17 protein-coding genes are annotated in these 18476 nt (G+C 58.8%); 15 read left to right on the forward strand and 2 right to left on the reverse strand.

The annotated features are described in order from the left end of the window. Positions 1 to 14: 14 nt before the first annotated feature. The gene (locus AC097W_RS16860) at positions 15 to 1178 is read right to left on the reverse strand and encodes an acyl-CoA dehydrogenase family protein (protein WP_479603784.1); all 1164 of its coding nucleotides are present in this window, start codon (positions 1176 to 1178) and stop codon (positions 15 to 17) included. Positions 1179 to 1312: 134 nt separating this feature from the next. On the opposite strand from AC097W_RS16860, the gene AC097W_RS16865 reads away from it, so the two are divergent. The 11 genes from AC097W_RS16865 to AC097W_RS16915 all read left to right on the forward strand — a co-directional run bounded on the left by AC097W_RS16865 (position 1313) and on the right by AC097W_RS16915 (position 13542). Beyond that, complete coding sequence (locus AC097W_RS16865; protein ID WP_479603785.1) at positions 1313 to 2518, forward strand: acetyl-CoA C-acetyltransferase; 1206 nt, start codon at positions 1313 to 1315, stop codon at positions 2516 to 2518. 66 nt (positions 2519 to 2584) lie between these two features. Then, the gene (locus tag AC097W_RS16870) at positions 2585 to 4744 is read left to right on the forward strand and encodes a 3-hydroxyacyl-CoA dehydrogenase NAD-binding domain-containing protein (protein WP_479603786.1); all 2160 of its coding nucleotides are present in this window, start codon (positions 2585 to 2587) and stop codon (positions 4742 to 4744) included. 274 nt (positions 4745 to 5018) lie between these two features. After that, positions 5019 to 6500 carry a flavin-containing monooxygenase gene (locus AC097W_RS16875; protein ID WP_479603787.1) on the forward strand — a complete coding sequence of 494 codons (1482 nt, stop codon included), beginning with the start codon at positions 5019 to 5021 and terminating at the stop codon, positions 6498 to 6500. A 4-nt stretch (positions 6501 to 6504) separates the two neighbouring features. Next, positions 6505 to 7593, forward strand: coding sequence for an MBL fold metallo-hydrolase (locus tag AC097W_RS16880; protein ID WP_479603788.1), 1089 nt, complete (start codon positions 6505 to 6507; stop codon positions 7591 to 7593). A 2-nt stretch (positions 7594 to 7595) separates the two neighbouring features. Then, entirely contained in the window at positions 7596 to 8429 is an 834-nt protein-coding gene (locus AC097W_RS16885) for an SDR family NAD(P)-dependent oxidoreductase (RefSeq protein ID WP_479603789.1), read from the forward strand. Next, complete coding sequence (locus tag AC097W_RS16890) at positions 8426 to 9376, forward strand: haloalkane dehalogenase (RefSeq protein ID WP_479603790.1); 951 nt, start codon at positions 8426 to 8428, stop codon at positions 9374 to 9376. Before AC097W_RS16885 ends, AC097W_RS16890 begins: the two co-directional genes overlap by 4 nt. Beyond that, on the forward strand, positions 9373 to 9642 hold the full coding sequence (locus tag AC097W_RS16895) for a hypothetical protein (RefSeq protein WP_479603791.1): 270 nt from the start codon (positions 9373 to 9375) through the stop codon (positions 9640 to 9642). Before AC097W_RS16890 ends, AC097W_RS16895 begins: the two co-directional genes overlap by 4 nt. Before the next feature lie 4 nt (positions 9643 to 9646). Further along, entirely contained in the window at positions 9647 to 11452 is a 1806-nt protein-coding gene (locus AC097W_RS16900; protein ID WP_479603792.1) for an arylsulfatase, read from the forward strand. Positions 11453 to 11468: 16 nt separating this feature from the next. Continuing rightward, a complete protein-coding gene (locus AC097W_RS16905) occupies positions 11469 to 12077 on the forward strand; it encodes a DUF1214 domain-containing protein (protein ID WP_479603793.1) in 609 nt (202 codons plus the stop codon). Beyond that, positions 12077 to 12640: a DUF1254 domain-containing protein gene (locus tag AC097W_RS16910; RefSeq protein WP_479603794.1), complete on the forward strand. Its 564-nt coding sequence runs from the start codon at positions 12077 to 12079 to the stop codon at positions 12638 to 12640. The genes AC097W_RS16905 and AC097W_RS16910 overlap by 1 nt, the downstream gene beginning before the upstream one ends. A gap of 8 nt (positions 12641 to 12648) precedes the next feature. Continuing rightward, positions 12649 to 13542, forward strand: a complete 894-nt coding sequence (locus AC097W_RS16915) for an esterase/lipase family protein (protein ID WP_479603795.1) — start codon at positions 12649 to 12651, stop codon at positions 13540 to 13542. 8 nt (positions 13543 to 13550) lie between these two features. On the opposite strand, the gene AC097W_RS16920 is transcribed toward AC097W_RS16915, so the two are convergent. Then, positions 13551 to 14216: a TetR/AcrR family transcriptional regulator gene (locus AC097W_RS16920; protein ID WP_479603868.1), complete on the reverse strand. Its 666-nt coding sequence runs from the start codon at positions 14214 to 14216 to the stop codon at positions 13551 to 13553. Positions 14217 to 14308: 92 nt separating this feature from the next. Here AC097W_RS16920 and AC097W_RS16925 point away from each other — a divergent pair, with 92 nt between their 5' ends. The 4 genes from AC097W_RS16925 to AC097W_RS16940 are packed head-to-tail and all read left to right on the forward strand — an operon-like array spanning position 14309 to position 18469. After that, positions 14309 to 15127 carry an esterase/lipase family protein gene (locus tag AC097W_RS16925; protein WP_479603796.1) on the forward strand — a complete coding sequence of 273 codons (819 nt, stop codon included), beginning with the start codon at positions 14309 to 14311 and terminating at the stop codon, positions 15125 to 15127. Continuing rightward, the gene (locus AC097W_RS16930; RefSeq protein WP_479603797.1) at positions 15124 to 15948 is read left to right on the forward strand and encodes a metal-dependent hydrolase; all 825 of its coding nucleotides are present in this window, start codon (positions 15124 to 15126) and stop codon (positions 15946 to 15948) included. The genes AC097W_RS16925 and AC097W_RS16930 overlap by 4 nt, the downstream gene beginning before the upstream one ends. 13 nt (positions 15949 to 15961) lie before the next feature. Then, complete coding sequence (locus AC097W_RS16935) at positions 15962 to 16786, forward strand: type 1 glutamine amidotransferase domain-containing protein (protein ID WP_479603798.1); 825 nt, start codon at positions 15962 to 15964, stop codon at positions 16784 to 16786. A gap of 18 nt (positions 16787 to 16804) precedes the next feature. Further along, positions 16805 to 18469: a sulfatase-like hydrolase/transferase gene (locus AC097W_RS16940; protein WP_479603799.1), complete on the forward strand. Its 1665-nt coding sequence runs from the start codon at positions 16805 to 16807 to the stop codon at positions 18467 to 18469. Positions 18470 to 18476: the final 7 nt, after the last annotated feature.

Genomic DNA, 18476 nt, shown 5'->3' on the forward strand with positions numbered 1-18476 from the left:
TGTTGCCCCTTTTTTTATTTGCCGCCCAGTCCCATGGCCCGGGTGATCACTTCTTTCATTATTTCGTTGGTGCCGCCGTAAATGCGCTGCACACGCGCATCGGCATAGGCGCGGGTGATCGGGTATTCCCACATGTAGCCATAACCGCCAAAGAGCTGCACGCACTCGTCCATCACCTTGCACTGCAGGTCGGTAGTCCAGTACTTGGCCATGCTGGCGGTGGCGGTGTCGAGCTTGTCCTGCACGATGAGTTCACAGCATTTGTCCACAAACACACGGGCGACCTGCACTTCGGTCTGCAGTTCGGCCAGGGTGAAGCGGGTGTTCTGGAACGAGGCCACGGGCTGGCCAAACACCTTGCGTTCCTTCACGTAGTCCACCGTCCAGTCGATGGCAGCCTGCGCTGCCGCCACGGCGCTGATGGCAATCTGCAGGCGCTCCCAAGGCAACTGTTCCATCAGGCAGATGAAGCCCTTGTTCTCCTGTGGCTTGCCGCCCAGCAGGTTCTCTGCGGGTACGCGCACGTTGTCAAAAAACAGCTCGGAGGTGTCTTGTGCCTTCATGCCCATTTTCTTCAGACGTTTACCCACCGAGAAGCCCGGCATGCCGCGTTCAATCAGCAGCAGGCTGGTGCCCTTGCCGCCCGCAGCCGGGTTGGTTTTCGCCACCACAACCACGAGATCCGCATGCCAGCCATTGGTGATAAAGGTCTTGCTGCCGTGAAGCAGGTAGCTGCCGTCGGCCTGTTCGATGGCGGTGGACTTGATGCCCTGCAGATCCGAGCCCGCTGCAGGCTCGCTCATGGCAATGGCGCCAATCATCTCGCCCGTGGCAAGCTTGGGCAGGTATTTGGCTTTTTGCTCGGGTGTGCCGTAGTGCAGGATGTAAGGAGCCACGATCTCGCTGTGCAGGCTAAAGCCGATGCCGGTGTAGCCGGCACGCGCCACTTCCTCGAACTGGATCACGGAGTACAGCTTGTCGGCCTCCGAGCCGCCGTACGCCTCGGGCATGGTCATGCACAAAAAGCCGTTTTCACCGGCCTTGTTCCAGACCGCGCGGTCCACGTAGCCCTGCTCTTCCCAGTCGGCATGGAAAGGGGCGATCTCCTTGTCAATGAAACGGCGAAAACTGTCGCGGAAGGCTTCGTGGTCGGAAGAGAAAAGGGTTCGTTCAATCATCGGGGCACTTGTGGGTTGGGACGTTTTTATTTATACAAAGCATTTGCTTGGTAAAAAGCAATATACTCCAAATCGAGAAAGATCCAAATTGATCCGTCCGTTCCCATCGACCCATTTCCCCCTGGAGTACCACCATGACCGAAGCATTTGTATTTGATGCCATCCGCACCCCGCGCGGCAAAGGCAAGAAAGACGGCAGCCTGTACGAGGTCAAACCCGTGAACCTGCTGGCAGGCCTGCTGACCGATTTGCAGCAGCGCCACCAGTTTGATACCGCACGGGTTGATGACGTGGTAATGGGCATCGTGTCGCCCGTGGGCGACCAGGGTTCAGTCTTGCCCAAAGTGGCCGCACTCAAGGCGGGCTGGGATTTCCAGTGCGCCGGTGTGCAGATCAACCGCTTTTGCGCCTCGGGCCTGGAAGCCGTGAACATGGCAGCGCAAAAAGTGCGCTCAGGCTGGGAAGACCTGGTGGTGGCCGGTGGGGTGGAAAGCATGAGCCGCGTGCCGATTGGCTCCGATGGCGGCGCCTGGGCTCTGGACCCCGAAACCAATTCGGCCACTGCGTTTGTGCCGCAGGGCATTGGCGCCGACCTGATTGCGACGCTGGAAGGCTTTACCCGTGCCGATGTGGATGCCTTTGCACTGGAATCACAACGCCGCGCCACCAAGGCGCAAGCTGCGGGCTACTTTGACCGCTCGGTCATGCCGGTGAAAGACGCTCTGGGTCAGACCATTCTGGGCAAAGACGAATTCATCAAGCCCCACACCACACTGGAAGGCTTGGGCGGCCTGAAACCCGCCTTTGAGCAAATGGGCGGCATGGGTTTTGATCAGGTCGCGCTCACCCGCTATCCGCAGGTGGAACGCATTCACCACGTACACCATGCCGGCAATTCGTCCGGTATTGTGGACGGCGCTGCCGCGGTGCTAATTGGCTCTGAAGCGGCCGCCAAAGCCCATAACCTGACGCCCCGGGCCCGCATTGTGGCGGCCGCCCTGAGTGGCGCAGACCCCACCATCATGCTCACTGGCCCCATGCCTGCGACACGCAAGGCACTGGCCAAAGCCGGCCTGACGGTAGATGACATCGACCTGTTTGAAGTGAACGAAGCCTTCGCTGCTGTGGTGATGCGCTTCATGAAAGAAATGAAAGTGCCACACGAGAAGGTCAACGTGAACGGCGGCGCCATTGCCATGGGCCACCCGCTGGGTGCCACCGGCGCCATGATTCTGGGCACCGTGATTGATGAACTGCACCGCCGCAATTTGCGCTACGGCCTGGTTACGCTGTGTGTGGGTGGCGGCATGGGCATTGCCACCATCGTCGAGAGAATTTAAGAAAAAAAGGCCTCTAGCCCCCGTATTCATTGCGCAAGCAGCTCCTTAATTCATAGCATTCACACCATGAAAACCATTCAATACGCACTCTCGGACGGCATCGCCACCATCACCTTTGACGAGCCAGACTCTCCCGTCAACACCATGTGCCTGCAGTGGCAGGAAGACATGTCGGCCGTGGCCGAACAGGTGCTCAAAGACAAGGACGCCATCAAAGGCATCCTGCTGGCCTCTGCCAAATCCACCTTCTTTGCCGGTGCCGACCTCAAAGGCGTCATGCGCCTCAAGCCTTCGGACGCCGGAACCATCTTCACCGAGATTGAGCGTGTGAAAAAGAACTTTCGCACCCTCGAGACCCTGGGCAAGCCCGTGGTCAGCCTGCTCAACGGCACCGCATTGGGTGGCGGCTGGGAAGTGGCACTGGTGGGCCACCACCGCATTGCCATTGACGACCGCAAAACCCAGTTTGGCCTGCCCGAAGTGACCCTGGGCCTGCTGCCCGGCGCCAGTGGCGTGACCAAGATGACACGCCACCTGGGCCTGATGGGTGCACAACCTTATTTGGTGGAAGGCAAAACCTTCTCACCATCCGAGGCCAAAGGCCTGGGCCTGGTGCACGACCTGGTTGCCCCGGGCGACAACGCCGCAGCCGAGATGCGCACCCGGGCCCTGGCCTGGATCGCCGCCAACCCCAGCGCGCAGCACCCCTGGGAAGCCAAGGGCTACAAGGTCCCGGGCGGCCTGCCCTCCTCACCCGTGGTAGCGGGCATGCTGGCGGTGGCACCGGCCATGATCAAGAAACAGACCCGTGGCCTGTACCCTGCGCCTGAGGCCATCATGGCGTGCATGGTTGAAGGCCTGCAGGTGGACATGGAAACCGCCCTGCGTCTGGAAAGCCGCGCGCTGGCCAAGCTCATGACCGGCATCAACGCACAGGCCATGGTCAACACCTTCTTTTTCAACCTCAACTCCATCAAGAGCGGACAGAGCCGCCCCGGCACGACACCGCGCTTCAAGCCCGGGAAAGTGGGTTTGCTGGGCGCCGGCATGATGGGCGCAGGCATTGCCTACTCTCAGGCCAGCAAGGGCATTGCTACCGTATTGAAGGACGTCAGTCAGGAGAAGGCGGACCTGGGCAAAAGCTACAGTGCCAAGATCACCCAGGCCCGTGTGGACAAGGGCCGCATGACGGCCGAGGCGCAAAAAACCATTCTGGACCGCATCCAACCCACTGGCTCGGTAGACGACTTGAAAGGCTGCGACCTGATCATTGAAGCCGTGTTCGAAAACCGCGAGCTCAAGGCCAAGGTCACCCAGGAATCCGAGCCTCTGTTGGCCGCCGGTGGTTTCTTCGCCTCCAACACCTCCACCCTGCCCATCAGCGGCCTGGCCACGGCCAGCGCCGCGCCCGAGAAGTTCATCGGCATCCACTTCTTCAGCCCGGTGGACAAGATGAAGCTGGTGGAGATCATCCGCGGCAAGCAGACCAATGACGAAACTGTGGCCCGTGCGTTTGACTACGTGCAGGCCATCGGCAAGATCCCGATTGTGGTGAATGACTCGCGTGGCTTCTTCACCAGCCGCGTGTTTGGCACTTTTGTCATGGAAGGTGCCGCCATGCTGGGCGAAGGCATTCCCGCTGCGGCCATCGAGAACGCCGGCATTCAATGCGGCATGCCGGTGGGGCCCCTGGCAGTGCTGGACGAAACCGCGCTCACGCTGAGCCTGCACGTCATGGAGCAGACCCGGTCCGACTATGAGGCTGAAGGCAAAACCTATGTGGCCACACCGGGCGAACTGCTGGTGGCTGACCTGGTGCGCAAGCACAACCGCCCTGGCCGCGCAGGGGGCGGTGGGTTCTATGAATACCCTGCGGAAAAAGGCGCCAGGAAGTTTCTGTGGCCTCAACTCAAACCATTGTTTGAAAAAGCCGATGCCCAATGGACCATTACGGACCTGAAAGACCGCCTGCTGTACCGCCAGGCCGTGGAAACCGCACGTTGCCTGAGTGAAAACGTGCTGACCACGGTACACGACGCCAATATCGGCTCAATCTTCGGTATTGGATTCCCCGCGTGGACCGGTGGCGCCATGCAGTTCATTTATGGCATGGGCGTAGAGGCATTTGAGACGCGTGCGGCAGAACTGGCGGCGCAGTTTGGCGATGGATTCAAACTGACCGACGAGGTGAAGGCGGCCATCCGCAAGTACCAGCCTCAGTACTGAACAGCCCAACATAGATGCATACCCGTTTTATAAATATGAAAACCGCTCAATTCGTCGTATGGTTTTTGACTGATACCAGATGGATGGTATTGAATTCATACCAATGAAAAAGTGCAGTCAAGCGCAACTTTTAAAGGCAACAAGCGGTGCGAGAAATATGAAACATGAAAATGAACTTATTTCATAAACTTGCACCCAGTGGTTAAACACCGCAATGACCCTGTCTGCCACGTCCGTGGAAAGAGGGGTTCGTATTTGCCTGAGCAAGCTAACCATGAACACTGAGCACTTTGACGTATTGATCGTGGGAGCGGGACTATCGGGCATTGGTGCTGCGCACCACCTTCAAACCCGGTGCCCAGACAGAACCTATGCCATTCTTGAGGGCCGTTCTGCCATCGGTGGAACATGGGACCTTTTTCGCTATCCAGGGATCCGGTCCGACTCAGACATGTACACCCTGGGCTACGAATTTCGGCCCTGGACCGATCCCAAAGCCATCGCCGACGGCGCCAGCATCCTGAACTACATCCGTGACGCTGCCGATGACTACGGTATCCGCCAGCACATTCGCTTTCAGAGCAAGGTGACGCATCTCGCATGGTCGAGTGCTGACGGACGCTGGACGGTAGACGTGCAGCAGGACGGTGCGCCCACGCCCGTGCAACTGACCTGCAATTTTCTCTTCATGTGTTGCGGCTACTACCGGTATGACCGCGGCTACACGCCGGACTTCCCCGGTGCTGAGCGTTTCAAAGGGCGGATCGTCCATCCCCAGCAATGGACAGACGATATCGTCACTGCAGGTAAAAAGGTGGTGGTTATCGGGAGTGGCGCCACTGCGGTGACGCTGGTTCCCAGCATCGCGCCCACTTCCGCTCATGTCACGCTGCTGCAGCGCTCACCGACCTACGTCATGGCGCGGCCCGGCCAGGATGCCGTTGCCAACACCTTGCGCAACATCCTGCCAGACAAGCTGGCCTATGCAATGACGCGGTGGAAGAACGTGTTGATGGGCATGTACTTCTTTCGTATGAGCCGCAAGCGGCCGCAGCAGGTCAAGCGCTGGATGGTGAAACAGGTACAGGATGCCCTCGGGCCGGACTTTGATGTGGGCAAGCATTTCACGCCGAGTTACAAGCCCTGGGATCAACGGGTTTGTGTCGTTCCGGACGGTGATCTATTCAAAGTGATCAAAAGCGGACAAGCGTCCATCGTCACCGACTACATCGATACCTTTACGGAAACCGGAATCCGATTGAAATCGGGTGCCCACCTGGATGCCGATGTCATCGTCACCGCAACCGGTCTGGTCATGGAGCTCATGGGGGGTGCCAGTCTGGCCGTCGATGGCCAGACCGTCCACATTGCAGACACACTGAACTACAAGGGAATGATGTTCAGTGGCGTGCCTAATCTGGCCTACAGCCTGGGCTACACCAACGCCTCGTGGACGCTGAAATGCGACTTGACCACCGCCTACGCCTGCCGCTTGCTGAACCACATGCAAAAAGAAGGCTTCAGCCAATGCGTGCCGCGTAACACCGACCCGTCCCAAGTGACCGAGCCGGTCATGCAATTCACCTCGGGCTATGTCCAGCGGGCGTTGAGCGGACTGCCGAAGCAAGGATCCCACGCGCCCTGGAAGCTGAACCAAAACTATGCGCTGGACCTGATGGACCTGAAGTTTGGCAGCGTGGCCGACAACGCAATGGAGTTTTCGAATCCGGCGCGCCATTCACATTCCACAATATAAGACCATGAACAAGATCAAGAAAACCCTGTTGGGTGTTGCCGCCATCGCAGTGATAGGGGCTGCATGCGCTGTTGTATTCCAGAAGCAGATTGGCACACTGCTGCTGCAGCGCGTAGCTGCCTACAACGTGGGCCGCAACATCCTGCCCACCCTGCCCGATGGCTTGCACATTGCGCTGTGCGGCAGCGGCTCGCCGTTTCCCGATCCAACACGTGCGGGCCCTTGCACCGCCGTTGTTGCCGGCGACCGGATGTTCATCGTGGACGCGGGTGAAGGCAGCATGCGCAATGTGGCCCGCATGGGGTTTCTGGCGTCCAGCATTGAAGCGATCTTTCTGACCCACTTCCACTCGGACCACATCGACGGCCTGCCACCGTTTCTATTGCAACGCTGGGCCATGGCCACAGCACAAAGCCCGTTGCCGGTGTACGGCCCCACAGGCGTGGACAAAGTGGTGGACGGCTTTCGTGCAGCCTACGTGCTGGACTTTGGTTACCGCGTAAGCCACCACTCCGAGAAAATCATGCCCGCCGGGGGCAGTGGCGGCAAAGGAATGCCTTTTGCGCTCCCGGCCGTCGGCCAGGGCGACGCCGTGGTGGTGCTGGACGATAAGGGCTTGAAGGTCACCGCGTTCCGGGTGAACCATGCACCCATCGAGCCCGCCGTGGGTTACCGGTTTGACTACAAGGGCCGTTCCGTCGTCATTACGGGCGACACCAAAAAAACGCCCTCGGTGGTCGCCATGTCCAAAGACGTTGATCTGCTGGTGCACGAGGCCCTGCAGCCCAAGCTGGTGAATCTGCTGGAGCAGGAGTTCAATAAAAAAAACATGCCCAACATCGGCCATGTGATGCGCGACATTCTTAACTACCACACCACCCCGGAGGAGGCGGCTGAACAAGCCAGCGCTGCGGGTGCAAAACAGCTGGTACTGAACCACATCGTGCCGCCCATGCCGTTTCGTTATGCCTACCCCGCATTTTTGGGTGACGCAGCCAAGCACTATGCCAACCCCATCACCGTGGGCGAAGACGGCATGCTGTTCAGCCTGCCCGCGGGCGGGACTTCCATCAACCAACAAAAACTGTTCTGACCATGCGCTCACTCAAAGGCAAATCTGTCGTGATCACTGGCGCGGCTTCTGGCATCGGCGAAGCACTGGCAACGGGTATGGCGCAACGCGGTGCCCGGCTGCTGCTGGCAGACATTGACGCGGTCGGCCTGAAGCGGGTGGTAGGTACCATCCAGAGCATGGGCGTGGAGTGCCATGGCCTGGTCACCGACACCGGCAGTGAGTCGGCCATTTATGCACTAGCCGAGGAGGCCCGTACCAGATTGGGGAGTGCCGACGTGCTGATCAACAACGCTGGCGTTGCCCTGGTGTCTCCCGTCGAGGGCATGCCGACAAAGGACGCGCACTGGCTGATGAACATCAACTTCTGGGGCGTGGTGCACGGCTGCCAGGCCTTTTTGCCTCAGTTGCGCGAGCGACCCGAAGCCGTACTGGTGAACGTATCCAGCATCTTTGCCATGGTGTCCATGCCGACCCAAAGTATTTACAACGCGTCCAAGGCCGCGGTGCGCGGTTTTAGCGACGCGCTGCGCGAAGAGCTGCGCGGCACCCCCATCACCGTTCTGACCGTGCACCCGGGCGGCATCAAGACGAATATCGCCAACAAGGCGCGCATTACCGACTCACGCATGGTGGCTTCATCGGATCAGGCGTTTCGCAGCCACTTCGAGCAAGTCGCCCGCACCACACCGGCACAGGCGGCTGAAGCCATCATCCAGGCCATCGAGACCGGAAAGACCCGCTTGCTGATCGGAGCAGATGCCCGGGTGCTGGACTGGATGTTCCGACTGGTGCCCACCCGGTCGTCCAGATGGTTGACGGATATCAGCAGAAGCATGAGTAAAAGAGCCAAATGACACCAACAACCGTTCTACCCGCCATCCAGAAAGACCGCGTGCTGCGCACCCCGGAGGCGCGCTTTGCCCATCTGCCGGATTTTCCGTACCAGCCCCACTACCTGGAGCTGGATGGCCTGCGCATCGCGTACATCGACGAAGGCCCGCGCAATGCAGCCCCCGTGCTGCTGATGCACGGCGAGCCAACCTGGTCCTTTTTGTATCGCAAGATGATCCCGGCTTTACTGGCTGCAGGCCACCGGGTCATCGCGCCAGACCTGGTGGGTTTTGGCCGATCGGACAAACCCGCGCGCCCCTCGGATTACTCGTACTTGAACCATGTGCAGTGGATGACCGCCTGGATGGAGAGCATTGACCTGCAGAACGCCACCCTGTTCTGCCAGGACTGGGGCTCTTTGATCGGATTGCGCATGGTGACCCACAGCCCGCATCGGTTTGCCCGCGTGGTGCTGGCCAACGGTGGCTTGCCAACCGGCACCCAGGGACAGACGCCCAAGGCGTTCAAAGTGTGGCGCGCGTTCGCCCGGTTCAGCCCCTGGTTTCCGATTGGCCGCATCGTCAATTCTGGCTGTGTAAACAAGCTCACCCCGCAAGAAATCGCAGCCTATGACGCGCCCTACCCTTCGAAGCAATACGAAATGGGGGCGCGGATATTTCCCACCTTTGTACCCACAACACCCACAGACCCTGAGCGCGAACGCAATGAGCAGGCGTGGGAAGTGCTCAAGCAGTGGAACAAACCCTTTTTGACCTTGTTCAGCAGCCGCGACCCCATTACCCGTGGCGGTGAAAAAATATTCCAGAAGTGCGTGCCGGGTGCGGCCAAACAGCCCCACGCGGTGACGCGCGGTGCAGGCCATTTCCTGCAAGAGGACAAAGGCCCCGAGTTGGCGCAACAAATTGCAGACTTCATTTCCTCCACTCCCTTTCAACCCCTCTCACCATGAACACTTTTCTCAAAGCCAACTGCATTGCTATTTACCTGCTCGCCCTTGTCAGTTTGCTGATGGTCCTGCCGTGGGGCAGTGGACCGATTTTTCAGAAGGTGGCAGTGGCCTTTCTGGCAGTTCATGTGCTGGAGGCCATCTTTGCGTTCAAACACATCAAGACCTACAAGGGCTCCTTGCTGACCAGTCTGCTTCTGGCTCTCTTGTTTGGCCTGTTGCACTGGCTGCCGCTGGCCAAAGCCAGCCAGCTTGCCCGCAAAGCCTGACGGTATGACGACTCGCAACGCACTGGTTTCAAGACCCTTTGCCAAAGGGCTGCTGTTCACTGTAGCAATCCCTTTTCTGGTCGTTGCATCGGGCCACGTGGTCGCAGAAACCAGACGCCCCAATATCGTTCTGCTGCTGGCAGACGACTGGGGCTTTAGCGATGTGGGTGCCTATGGCAGCGAAATTTCAACCCCCAACATTGATGCACTGGCCGCAAAAGGCGTGCGATTCTCCAACTTCCATGTCGCAGCATCGTGTTCACCGACCCGCTCCATGCTGATGACGGGTGTGGACAACCACCGCAATGGCGTGGGCGACATGCCCGAGAGCATTCCCCAGTCGCACATCGGGAAGCCCGGTTATCTGGGGGTGCTTGATACCAATGTGGTCACCGTCGCCAGCATGCTCAGGGACAGTGGATACCACACCTACATCTCAGGCAAATGGCATCTGGGCAAAGAAGCGCACAACCTGCCTGGCGCGCGGGGCTTTGAGCGCTCGTTCATTCAGGCCGATAGCGGCTCGGACAATTGGGAAGACCGTGTTTACCTCGACATCAAGGACAAGGTCTATTGGTTTGAACAGGACAAAACTGCGACCATCCCCAAAGACTTCTATTCGTCCACCTACTACGTGGACAAGGCCATTCAGTACATCCAGTCCAACCAGGGCGACGACAAACCCTTTTTCTCGTATGTGGCTTTTCAGGCCAACCACATTCCCCTGCAGGCGCCAAAATCGTTTGTAGATAAATACCGGGGCGTCTACAAAAACGGCTGGACGGCGCTGAGAAACAGCCGACGAGAGCGAGCGATTGCGCTGGGTTTGATACCCCCAGGCGCGCCCATGGTAACCATGTCCACCACAACGGATTGGGATGCCTTGACTCCGGACGAGAAAGCCTACCAATCCCGGCGCATGGAAGTCTATGCCGGCATGGCCGATGCGATGGACCATGAGGTCGGCCGCCTGGTCAGTCACCTGAAGTCGACTGGGCAATATGACAACACCGTATTCGTGTTTATGTCTGACAACGGGGCGGAGGCGTCCGACCCCTATGCAACGCTGTCTGGTCGGCTTTGGCTGGACTGGAAGTACAACCGGGATCTTGACCGCCTGGGATCGAAAGGTGCTTATGCCGTGCTGGGCCCCAGTTGGGGCAGCGCCGCAGCGTCTCCGCTGAACACCTACAAGTTCTATGGAGGTGAAGGCGGCCTTCGGGTGCCACTGGTTATCTCGGGTAAAGGCATGCAGCAAAATCAGATCAGCAGGGCTTTCACCCATGTCAATGACATCGTGCCAACCCTTCTCGCGGTGGCCGGTGTGGCACCCCACACCGGAACCTACCAGGGCCATCCCGTGGAGCCCTTGACGGGCAGCAACCTGTTACCGCTACTGCAAGGAAAAGCGCAACAGGTGCACCCGGACGAACAGCCCATCGGGTACGAACTCTCGGGTAGCTCTGCCCTGTTCAAGGGTGACTACAAACTGGTGCGGGTACTCCAGGGGGTGGGAGACGGCCAATGGCACCTCTACAACATCCAGAGCGACCCCGGCGAGACAAAGGACCTGCAAGCAGCCATGCCTGCGCGTTTTGACGCCATGCGCGCGGACTATGACGCCTATGCCAAAGCCAACCAGGTTCTGGACATGCCAGCGGACTACGACCCCATCCGGCAGGTGCAGATCAATGCCCTGGTGAACGTCTATGTGCCGCGGTTCAAGTCCTATGCCCCTGCCGTCCTGGTAGGGCTTTCACTGATTGCCTGTGCAGGCTGGTTGATGCGCAGGCGCAGACCTGCGGCATAAGCTGAAATAAATAAAGATGAACAAGCCCCTCTACCAAAGTCGTTCCAGGCGCATCGCCATAGGCATTGCCCTGTACCTGAGTGCCGTGGCAGTGGGGCTCGGTTCCGCTTGGTGGGTGTTGACAAAAGCACCCTGGATGAACGCCACGGTGCAGACAGGCGCATGGAAAGCCAATTTGCGCGCAGGCAGCCCGGACGCGGACATGTACACCCGCGCCAGCGTCGCTCTCAATGCACTTTTGGCTCTGGATCGGGATGAGACCATGTACTTTGTGGCGACCCACGACGACACCGGCAAATCGCTCCGCTCAAGCTGTACCTACCGCGTGGAAGGTATACCTCCCAAAGCGCGCTGGTGGAGCATCACCGCATACGCCGATGACAAGTTCTTATTTGATGCGCCCGGAGGGCACTACAGTTTGAATGGCAGTACGGCGAAGCTTGACAAAAATGGCCGGTTTTCCTTCACAACGGGAGGCAAGGAGCAGCCGGGCACCCACTGGCTTCCAACACCGGGGGACCGTGGCCTTTTCCTGACTTTGCGCCTGTATAACCCCGAAAAGGAGTTGCAGGCAGCGCCCACCACCATGGCGCCTCCCACCATCACCTCCACAGGAACCTGCTAATGAAGCAGATGTCAACCCGCAAGCGCCTCTGGTTCTACCGCGTGTTGACGCTGACTGCGACAGCCGCCATTGTTCACCTCGTCACTGTCTGGGCGGCACCCCGTCTGATCATGCGGGTATTGATGGATGGGCCCATGGCCCATGCGCTGAACATGCAGAACCAGGCGGCATTTCCTTCTCCCGTCAACGCAGCTTCACGCTCCGTCGTCATGCCCAGCCCGGACATGCTCTACTCGGTTTGCGTCTATGACGTATCTGCAGGCCCTGTCCAGATCAAGGCCAATCCGGGCCTGCAAACTTACTGGTCCGTTGCACTCTACTCAGCCAATAGCGACAATTTTTTTGTCCTGAATGACCGCAAGGCTGCCGGCAAGCCTGTGGACTTGTGGCTGGTGTCCGAACGTGGAAATCCCGATGGCCGGGTGGTGCCAGAAGGGGTGCAGGTGGTGGTTTCTCCATCGACCAAAGGTTTTCTGTTGATGCGCGTTTTGACAGGGAACTACGAGGCTGAAAAATCCGTTCTGGAACCCGCCCGACGTACACTGGTTTGCAACAAAGTTTAGGTAACACGATGCTGGCACAACTTCTTCGTCGCGTGATAGCCACGCAAATGCTGATCGGTGCAGGACTGGGTTTCCTGTTATTCAAATTGGGGCATGGCCCGGTCTGGGGTGTGCTCGCATGGGCTGCTGCCATGCCATTCGTCGGCATGATCCTGATTGACATCGTGACTGCGGTTCAATCCAGGGGGAACGAAGGCATCAGAGTCTGGTGGCGGTCTTTGTTTGGTGAGTTCAACGCGGGCATCCAGGTCTTTTTGTTTCGCCAGCCTTGGGCGATTGCACCGCCCACTTGGCAACCGGCTACTGGGAGCGTGCCGAAAATCCCGGTTGTGCTGGTGCACGGCTTCATGTGCAATCACCGCATTTGGGACGATATGGCGAACGCGCTTCGCTCCAACGGCCATCCGGTTTTTGCCGTCGATCTGGAGCCACTGTTTGCATCCATCGACAACTACACGCCTATTGTGGAAAACGCGGTAGAAGAAATTTGCAGGCAAACCGGCGCATCCCGTGTGGCATTGGTCGGGCACAGCATGGGTGGATTGGCAATTCGTGCCTGGATGCGCTCGTTTGGGTCGGATCGAGTTGCGCGCATCCTCACCTTGGGGACGCCGCATGCGGGTACCCGCGTGGGGCCGTTTTTCAAGACGGCCAATGGAACCCAGATGGGCTGGAAAAGCCAATGGCTCGCCGATCTGGCCGCATCGGAATCAGACGCTGTTCGCGCGCTCAAGCGCATCGCCATTACGCCGCAAGACAACATCGTCTATCCCCAGCGAGCACAGGTATTGCAGGGCATTACCCCAACCGCATTCGATGGAATTGGTCATGTCCAGATGTGCATCAATGTGCCGGTCATCCAGTGGGTAGTGCAACAGTTGGATGACCTACCGCCGGGATGAGCCGCAGATCACGCGTGGATGCCCGCTGCCTCGCGCTTTACCAGCTGATGGACATAGCCGTCCACCAGATCCGTCAGTGCCTGCGCAAATTGGGGCGCGCTAGTGTCGGCCTCATCATTCCAGATAGCCGTGCGCAGCGTGCCGAGAAAGCTCCGGGAGAGCACAAACATTTCGGTTGGATTCAGAAGCCGATCAAACTGCAACCCTTGCGATCGCACCGAAACGCTTGCCAGCATTTGCCCCAGAAATGTATTGCGGCCTTCAATGGAGCGCACTTCGCGGCGGGACAATGCCCACTCAATGATGGCTTTATGGGCCGCGCGGCGCTGGGTAAATGCGAACAGCATCAGGTTAACCAGGTCTCGTGTTCCCAGTGCCACACCACGTGCAGCCTGGTCGCTGAACGCGGCCAGCAGCGTCTGCCTCTGGCGCTCACTTTCCAGATCAACCAGTGCCAGCATGACGGCGTCGATATTTTCAAAGTACTGGTACAAAGTACCCACGCCATAACCCGACCGCTCTGCCACCGTGGCAACCTTGAATCCTGCCAGACCATCTGTTTCAAGAATCTGAAAGGCACTCTCAAGTATAGCCTCAACCGTGATCCTTGCACGATCCTGTTTTGGGGCTCTTACTATTGATTTAATTGAAGTTTTTACTATTTTCTTCGCCATGGTTTCCGCCCGCAAAAATCTGAAACATTTTAATGAAATACGTTCATAAACTATACCTTTGAACCCCTTGTGTTTATCAAAGCCCAACAACCATGTCGCGATTAAAACGTCTCAAGGCGTCATTGACCCAGTTTCCAGACATTCCAGCCCCACCTGTGTGGCTGCTGGTATCGGAAGCGCGTGTATTCTGGGAATACGTGAGCGGCGCTTCCCTGTTCGGAATCCTGCGGCGTATGGCACCCAAAGGGGATGGGCACCCGGTTCTGGTGCTTCCGGGTCTGGGTGCGTCCGATGTCTCGACCGCCCTGCTGCGACGTTTTCTTGACGATCTGGGCTACGTTACCTACCCGTGGGGCATGGGTCGCAACAAAGGCATCAACGATGCCCTCCCCGGCGCCATGGACAAGCACCTGCAGTTCATTTACGCCCAGCACGGACAAAAAGTCAGCGTGATTGGGCAAAGTCTGGGGGGTGTCTTTGCACGCGAGCTCGCCAAGTTGTCCCCTGACAAAGTGCGGCAGGTCATTACCTTGGGGTCGCCCTTTACCGGCCACCCACTCGCCTCGACTGGCGCTCGCTTCTACGAATGGCTCTCGGGTGACCGATTCGATGACATGGATTTTAAAAAGCACGTTGAAATCCGCATCAAACCGCCGGTACCCACCACCTCCATCTACAGCAAGGTTGACGGTGTGGTTGCATGGCAGTGCTCGATTGAAGAAGGACAACCTGACGGCGAAAATATCCACCTGCGCGGCAACACCCATTGCGGCATGGGGTGCAGCCCGGGGGCTTTGTATCTTTTGGCAAAACGCCTCGCCCAGACCGAACATCACTGGCAGCCCTTCAAGCCAAAAGGCCTGGAGCGCCTTCTATATGGCGTTACCGATCACCTGAGCACACAAACATGACCGATCTTGTTGTCCGCAAACTATTAATTGACCTCGCTGCGCCCTTCCCCGCCCGGTGGAATGGTGGCGACGCGTTTCGCTCGGCATTTTTCAGCGCCCTGTCCATGAGCTTTCCGGTCGGCGAGCAGTATTTCATGGACTCCGTTCGGGCCGGGCTGAAAAATCTGCCAGAGACCGACCGCCAACGGCTTGCGCCTGAAGTGCAAGGCTTTGTTGGGCAAGAAGCAACCCATCGGCGCATCCACGCGCTGTTCAATGCTCAGCTGGAAAAACTGGGGCTCGATAACGAACTGGAGCGCCGTGCCACCAAGCGCCTGCGGGACAACGCACACCGGGATGTGCGCGTGCACGTGGCAGCTACTGCAGCCACCGAACATTTGACCGCCATGTTTGCCGACTGGATGTTTCGCCACCCCGAAGCCCTGGAAGGTGCCGAGTCCCGCCTGCAGACCTTGTGGATGTGGCATGCAGCAGAAGAGGCAGAGCACTGCAGCACCGCGTTTGACATCTACACCGCGCTACAAGGGAGCCTTGAATGGCGGGTGCGCCTGCTGCGCTATATCACCCTCACCTTTGCCATGGACATCACACGCCAGACCATCCGCAACCTGTGGCACGACGGCAGCCTGTTCAAGTGGAGCACCTGGCGCAGCGCTGGCAAACTGCTGTTTGCCAAAGACGGCATGATCCGGGGCAACTCGGCGATGTGGCGTGCCTACATGGAGCCCGGTTTTCACCCCAGCCAGCAGGATACGTCCCTGTCCGAGCAATGGCTGCGTGACAACACCCAGCGCTTCACGGTAGTGGGGCAGCCCGCATGAGCGCGGGGCATCCATGCGTAACATCCTCATTTTTATCGTTCTCTGCGCGCTTTTCATCTGGCTCGGGTTGCCACTGGTGCTCTCCGCGCTGGGGCTGCATCCACGCTACTCTGGACAGACCTATGCGTTGCCGGGAAAACGTGCCCTGATCATCACCACGAGCCACAAAACATTGGGAGAAGGTGGCAGAGCGACCGGAGTTTTCGGGTCAGAAATGACAGCACCCTACTATGCGTTCCAGGACGCCGGGATGCAGGTGGATGTCGCAAGCGTTCAAGGCGGCGAAATACCGATTGAGCCAGGCTCCTTTCTCTGGCTACTGGCCGCCCCATCCGACAAGCGCTATTTGAAAGATCCCGAATTTCAGGGCAAAGTCAAATCCTCGCGAAGGATCGATGATCTGGACTTCACCCAGTACGACATCATTTTTCTGGCGGGTGGCTGGGGCGCCGCGTACGACCTGGGCACCTCGGTCTCGCTGGGTCAAAAAATATCGCAAGCGTGGGCCGCCCAGCGGGTGGTCGGTGGCGTGTGCCACGGGCCCCTGGGCCTGCTGCTGGCAACGGATGCCCGCGGTGTATCCCTTGTCAAAGGCAGGCATCTGACGGCTGTGACGAACCGGCAGGTTCAGCAACTGGGCATCACCCTCACCCCGCAACATCCTGAACGGGAACTGCGTGCCGCGGGCGCCTTGTTTGAGAGCAGCAGCGCACTGCTGGATGTGTTTGCCAATCACACGGTAGTGGATGGGCGCCTGGTAACCGGGCAAAACCAGAACGCGGGTGTGGAGACGGCGCAGAAAATGCTGCTCGCTGCGGGTGGTCGACCCCAATCCTGATCGCAGGGCATCAAAAGAATGAACACAAAAAAGAAGGCAGCCATCGCATTGGCTGTTCTGGCACTTGTCGTGGCGGGCGCATATGCCAACCGCCTGAAGCTGCTGCAGTATTCGCTGGGCTGGCAGACTGACATCCTTCACCCGCGTGACGCCAACCATCCGGTGCCCTGGGTCGCGGGCCCCACCCAAACGGGCAAACCCCTGGCGCAAAGGCCGCCCAACATCATTGTCATTCTGGCAGATGACCTCGGCTTCAACGATGTGACCACCTATGGCGGCGGCCAGGCGGCTCTGGGCGTTGCCACCCCCAACATCGACTCCATTGCACGCGACGGCGTGCGTTTCGACAATGGCTATGCCGGTAGCGCCGTGTGCACCGTCTCGCGTGCGGCTTTGATGACCGGGCGCTACCCGTGGCGATTCGGCGTGGAATTCACGCCTACGCCGGGCGCCATGGCGCGGGTTGCGGGCAAGTTGTATGAAGATGCCGACGGCCTGTATCCGATTGTCATCGACAGGAAAAAGGCCGGCCAGGCCAAAAGTTTCAACGACCTGGGCATGCCCCCCTCAGAACAAACCGTGGCCGAACTCCTGAAGGCACGCGGTTACCACACCCTGCACATCGGCAAATGGCATCTGGGCAGCACGCCCGAGATGCGCCCCAACAACCAGGGCTTTGATGAAAGCCTGTTCATGGAGAGCGGCTTGTATTTGCCGGAAAACGATCCCAATGTGGTGAACTCCAAGCAGGACTTTGACCCGATTGACAAGTTCCTCTGGCCCAACATGCGCTTTGGCGTCAGCTTCAACAATGGCAAGTGGTTCAAACCGGCCAGGTACCTGACCGACTACTTCACCGATGAAGCGGTAACCGCCATCAAACGCAACAAGAATCAGCCTTTCTTCCTGTACCTGGCGCACTGGGGCGTGCATACCCCGCTGCAGGCGAGCAAGGCCGACTATGACGCCCTAAGCAACATTCCCGACCACCGCAGGCGCGTGTATCTGGCCATGGTGCGCGCTATTGACCGCAGCGTGGGCCGCGTGCTGCAGACCCTGCGGGACGAGGGCCTGGACGACAACACCATCGTGATTTTCACCAGCGACAACGGCGCACCAGGCTACATTGGGCTGCCGGAGGTGAACCAGCCTTACCGCGGCTGGAAGCTCACCCTGTTTGAGGGAGGCCTGCATGTGCCCTATGTGGCCAAGTGGCCGGGCCATATTCCAGCCGGAACACGTTACCAGCCCCCCGTATCGAACATCGATGTTCTGCCCACGGTAGTCTCTGCGGCGGGTGGAACAGTGCCCACCGATCGCGTGATGGATGGCGTGAACCTGTTGCCGTACCTGAGTGCCAAGCCCGCGACACAACCGCCACGACCGCTGTTCTGGCGTGATGGCCCCTACCGCACCGTTCAAGATCAGGGCTGGAAGCTCATTTCAGCGGAACGACCCAAAAAGAACTGGCTGTTCAATCTGAACACTGATCCCACCGAGAAGATCAATCTGGCAGACCAGCAGCCGCAGAAGCTGGCGCAACTCCAGGCGCTGTTGACCACCCACAACGCCGGCATGCCTGCACCACTGTGGCCGTCGTTTCTTGAAATACCCGTGGCAATCGACAAGACGCTGAACCAACCAATGACGCCGAAAGACGAATACACCTACTGGGTCAACTAAAGCGTGC

Source organism: Rhodoferax sp. GT1R46 (assembly GCF_056521285.1).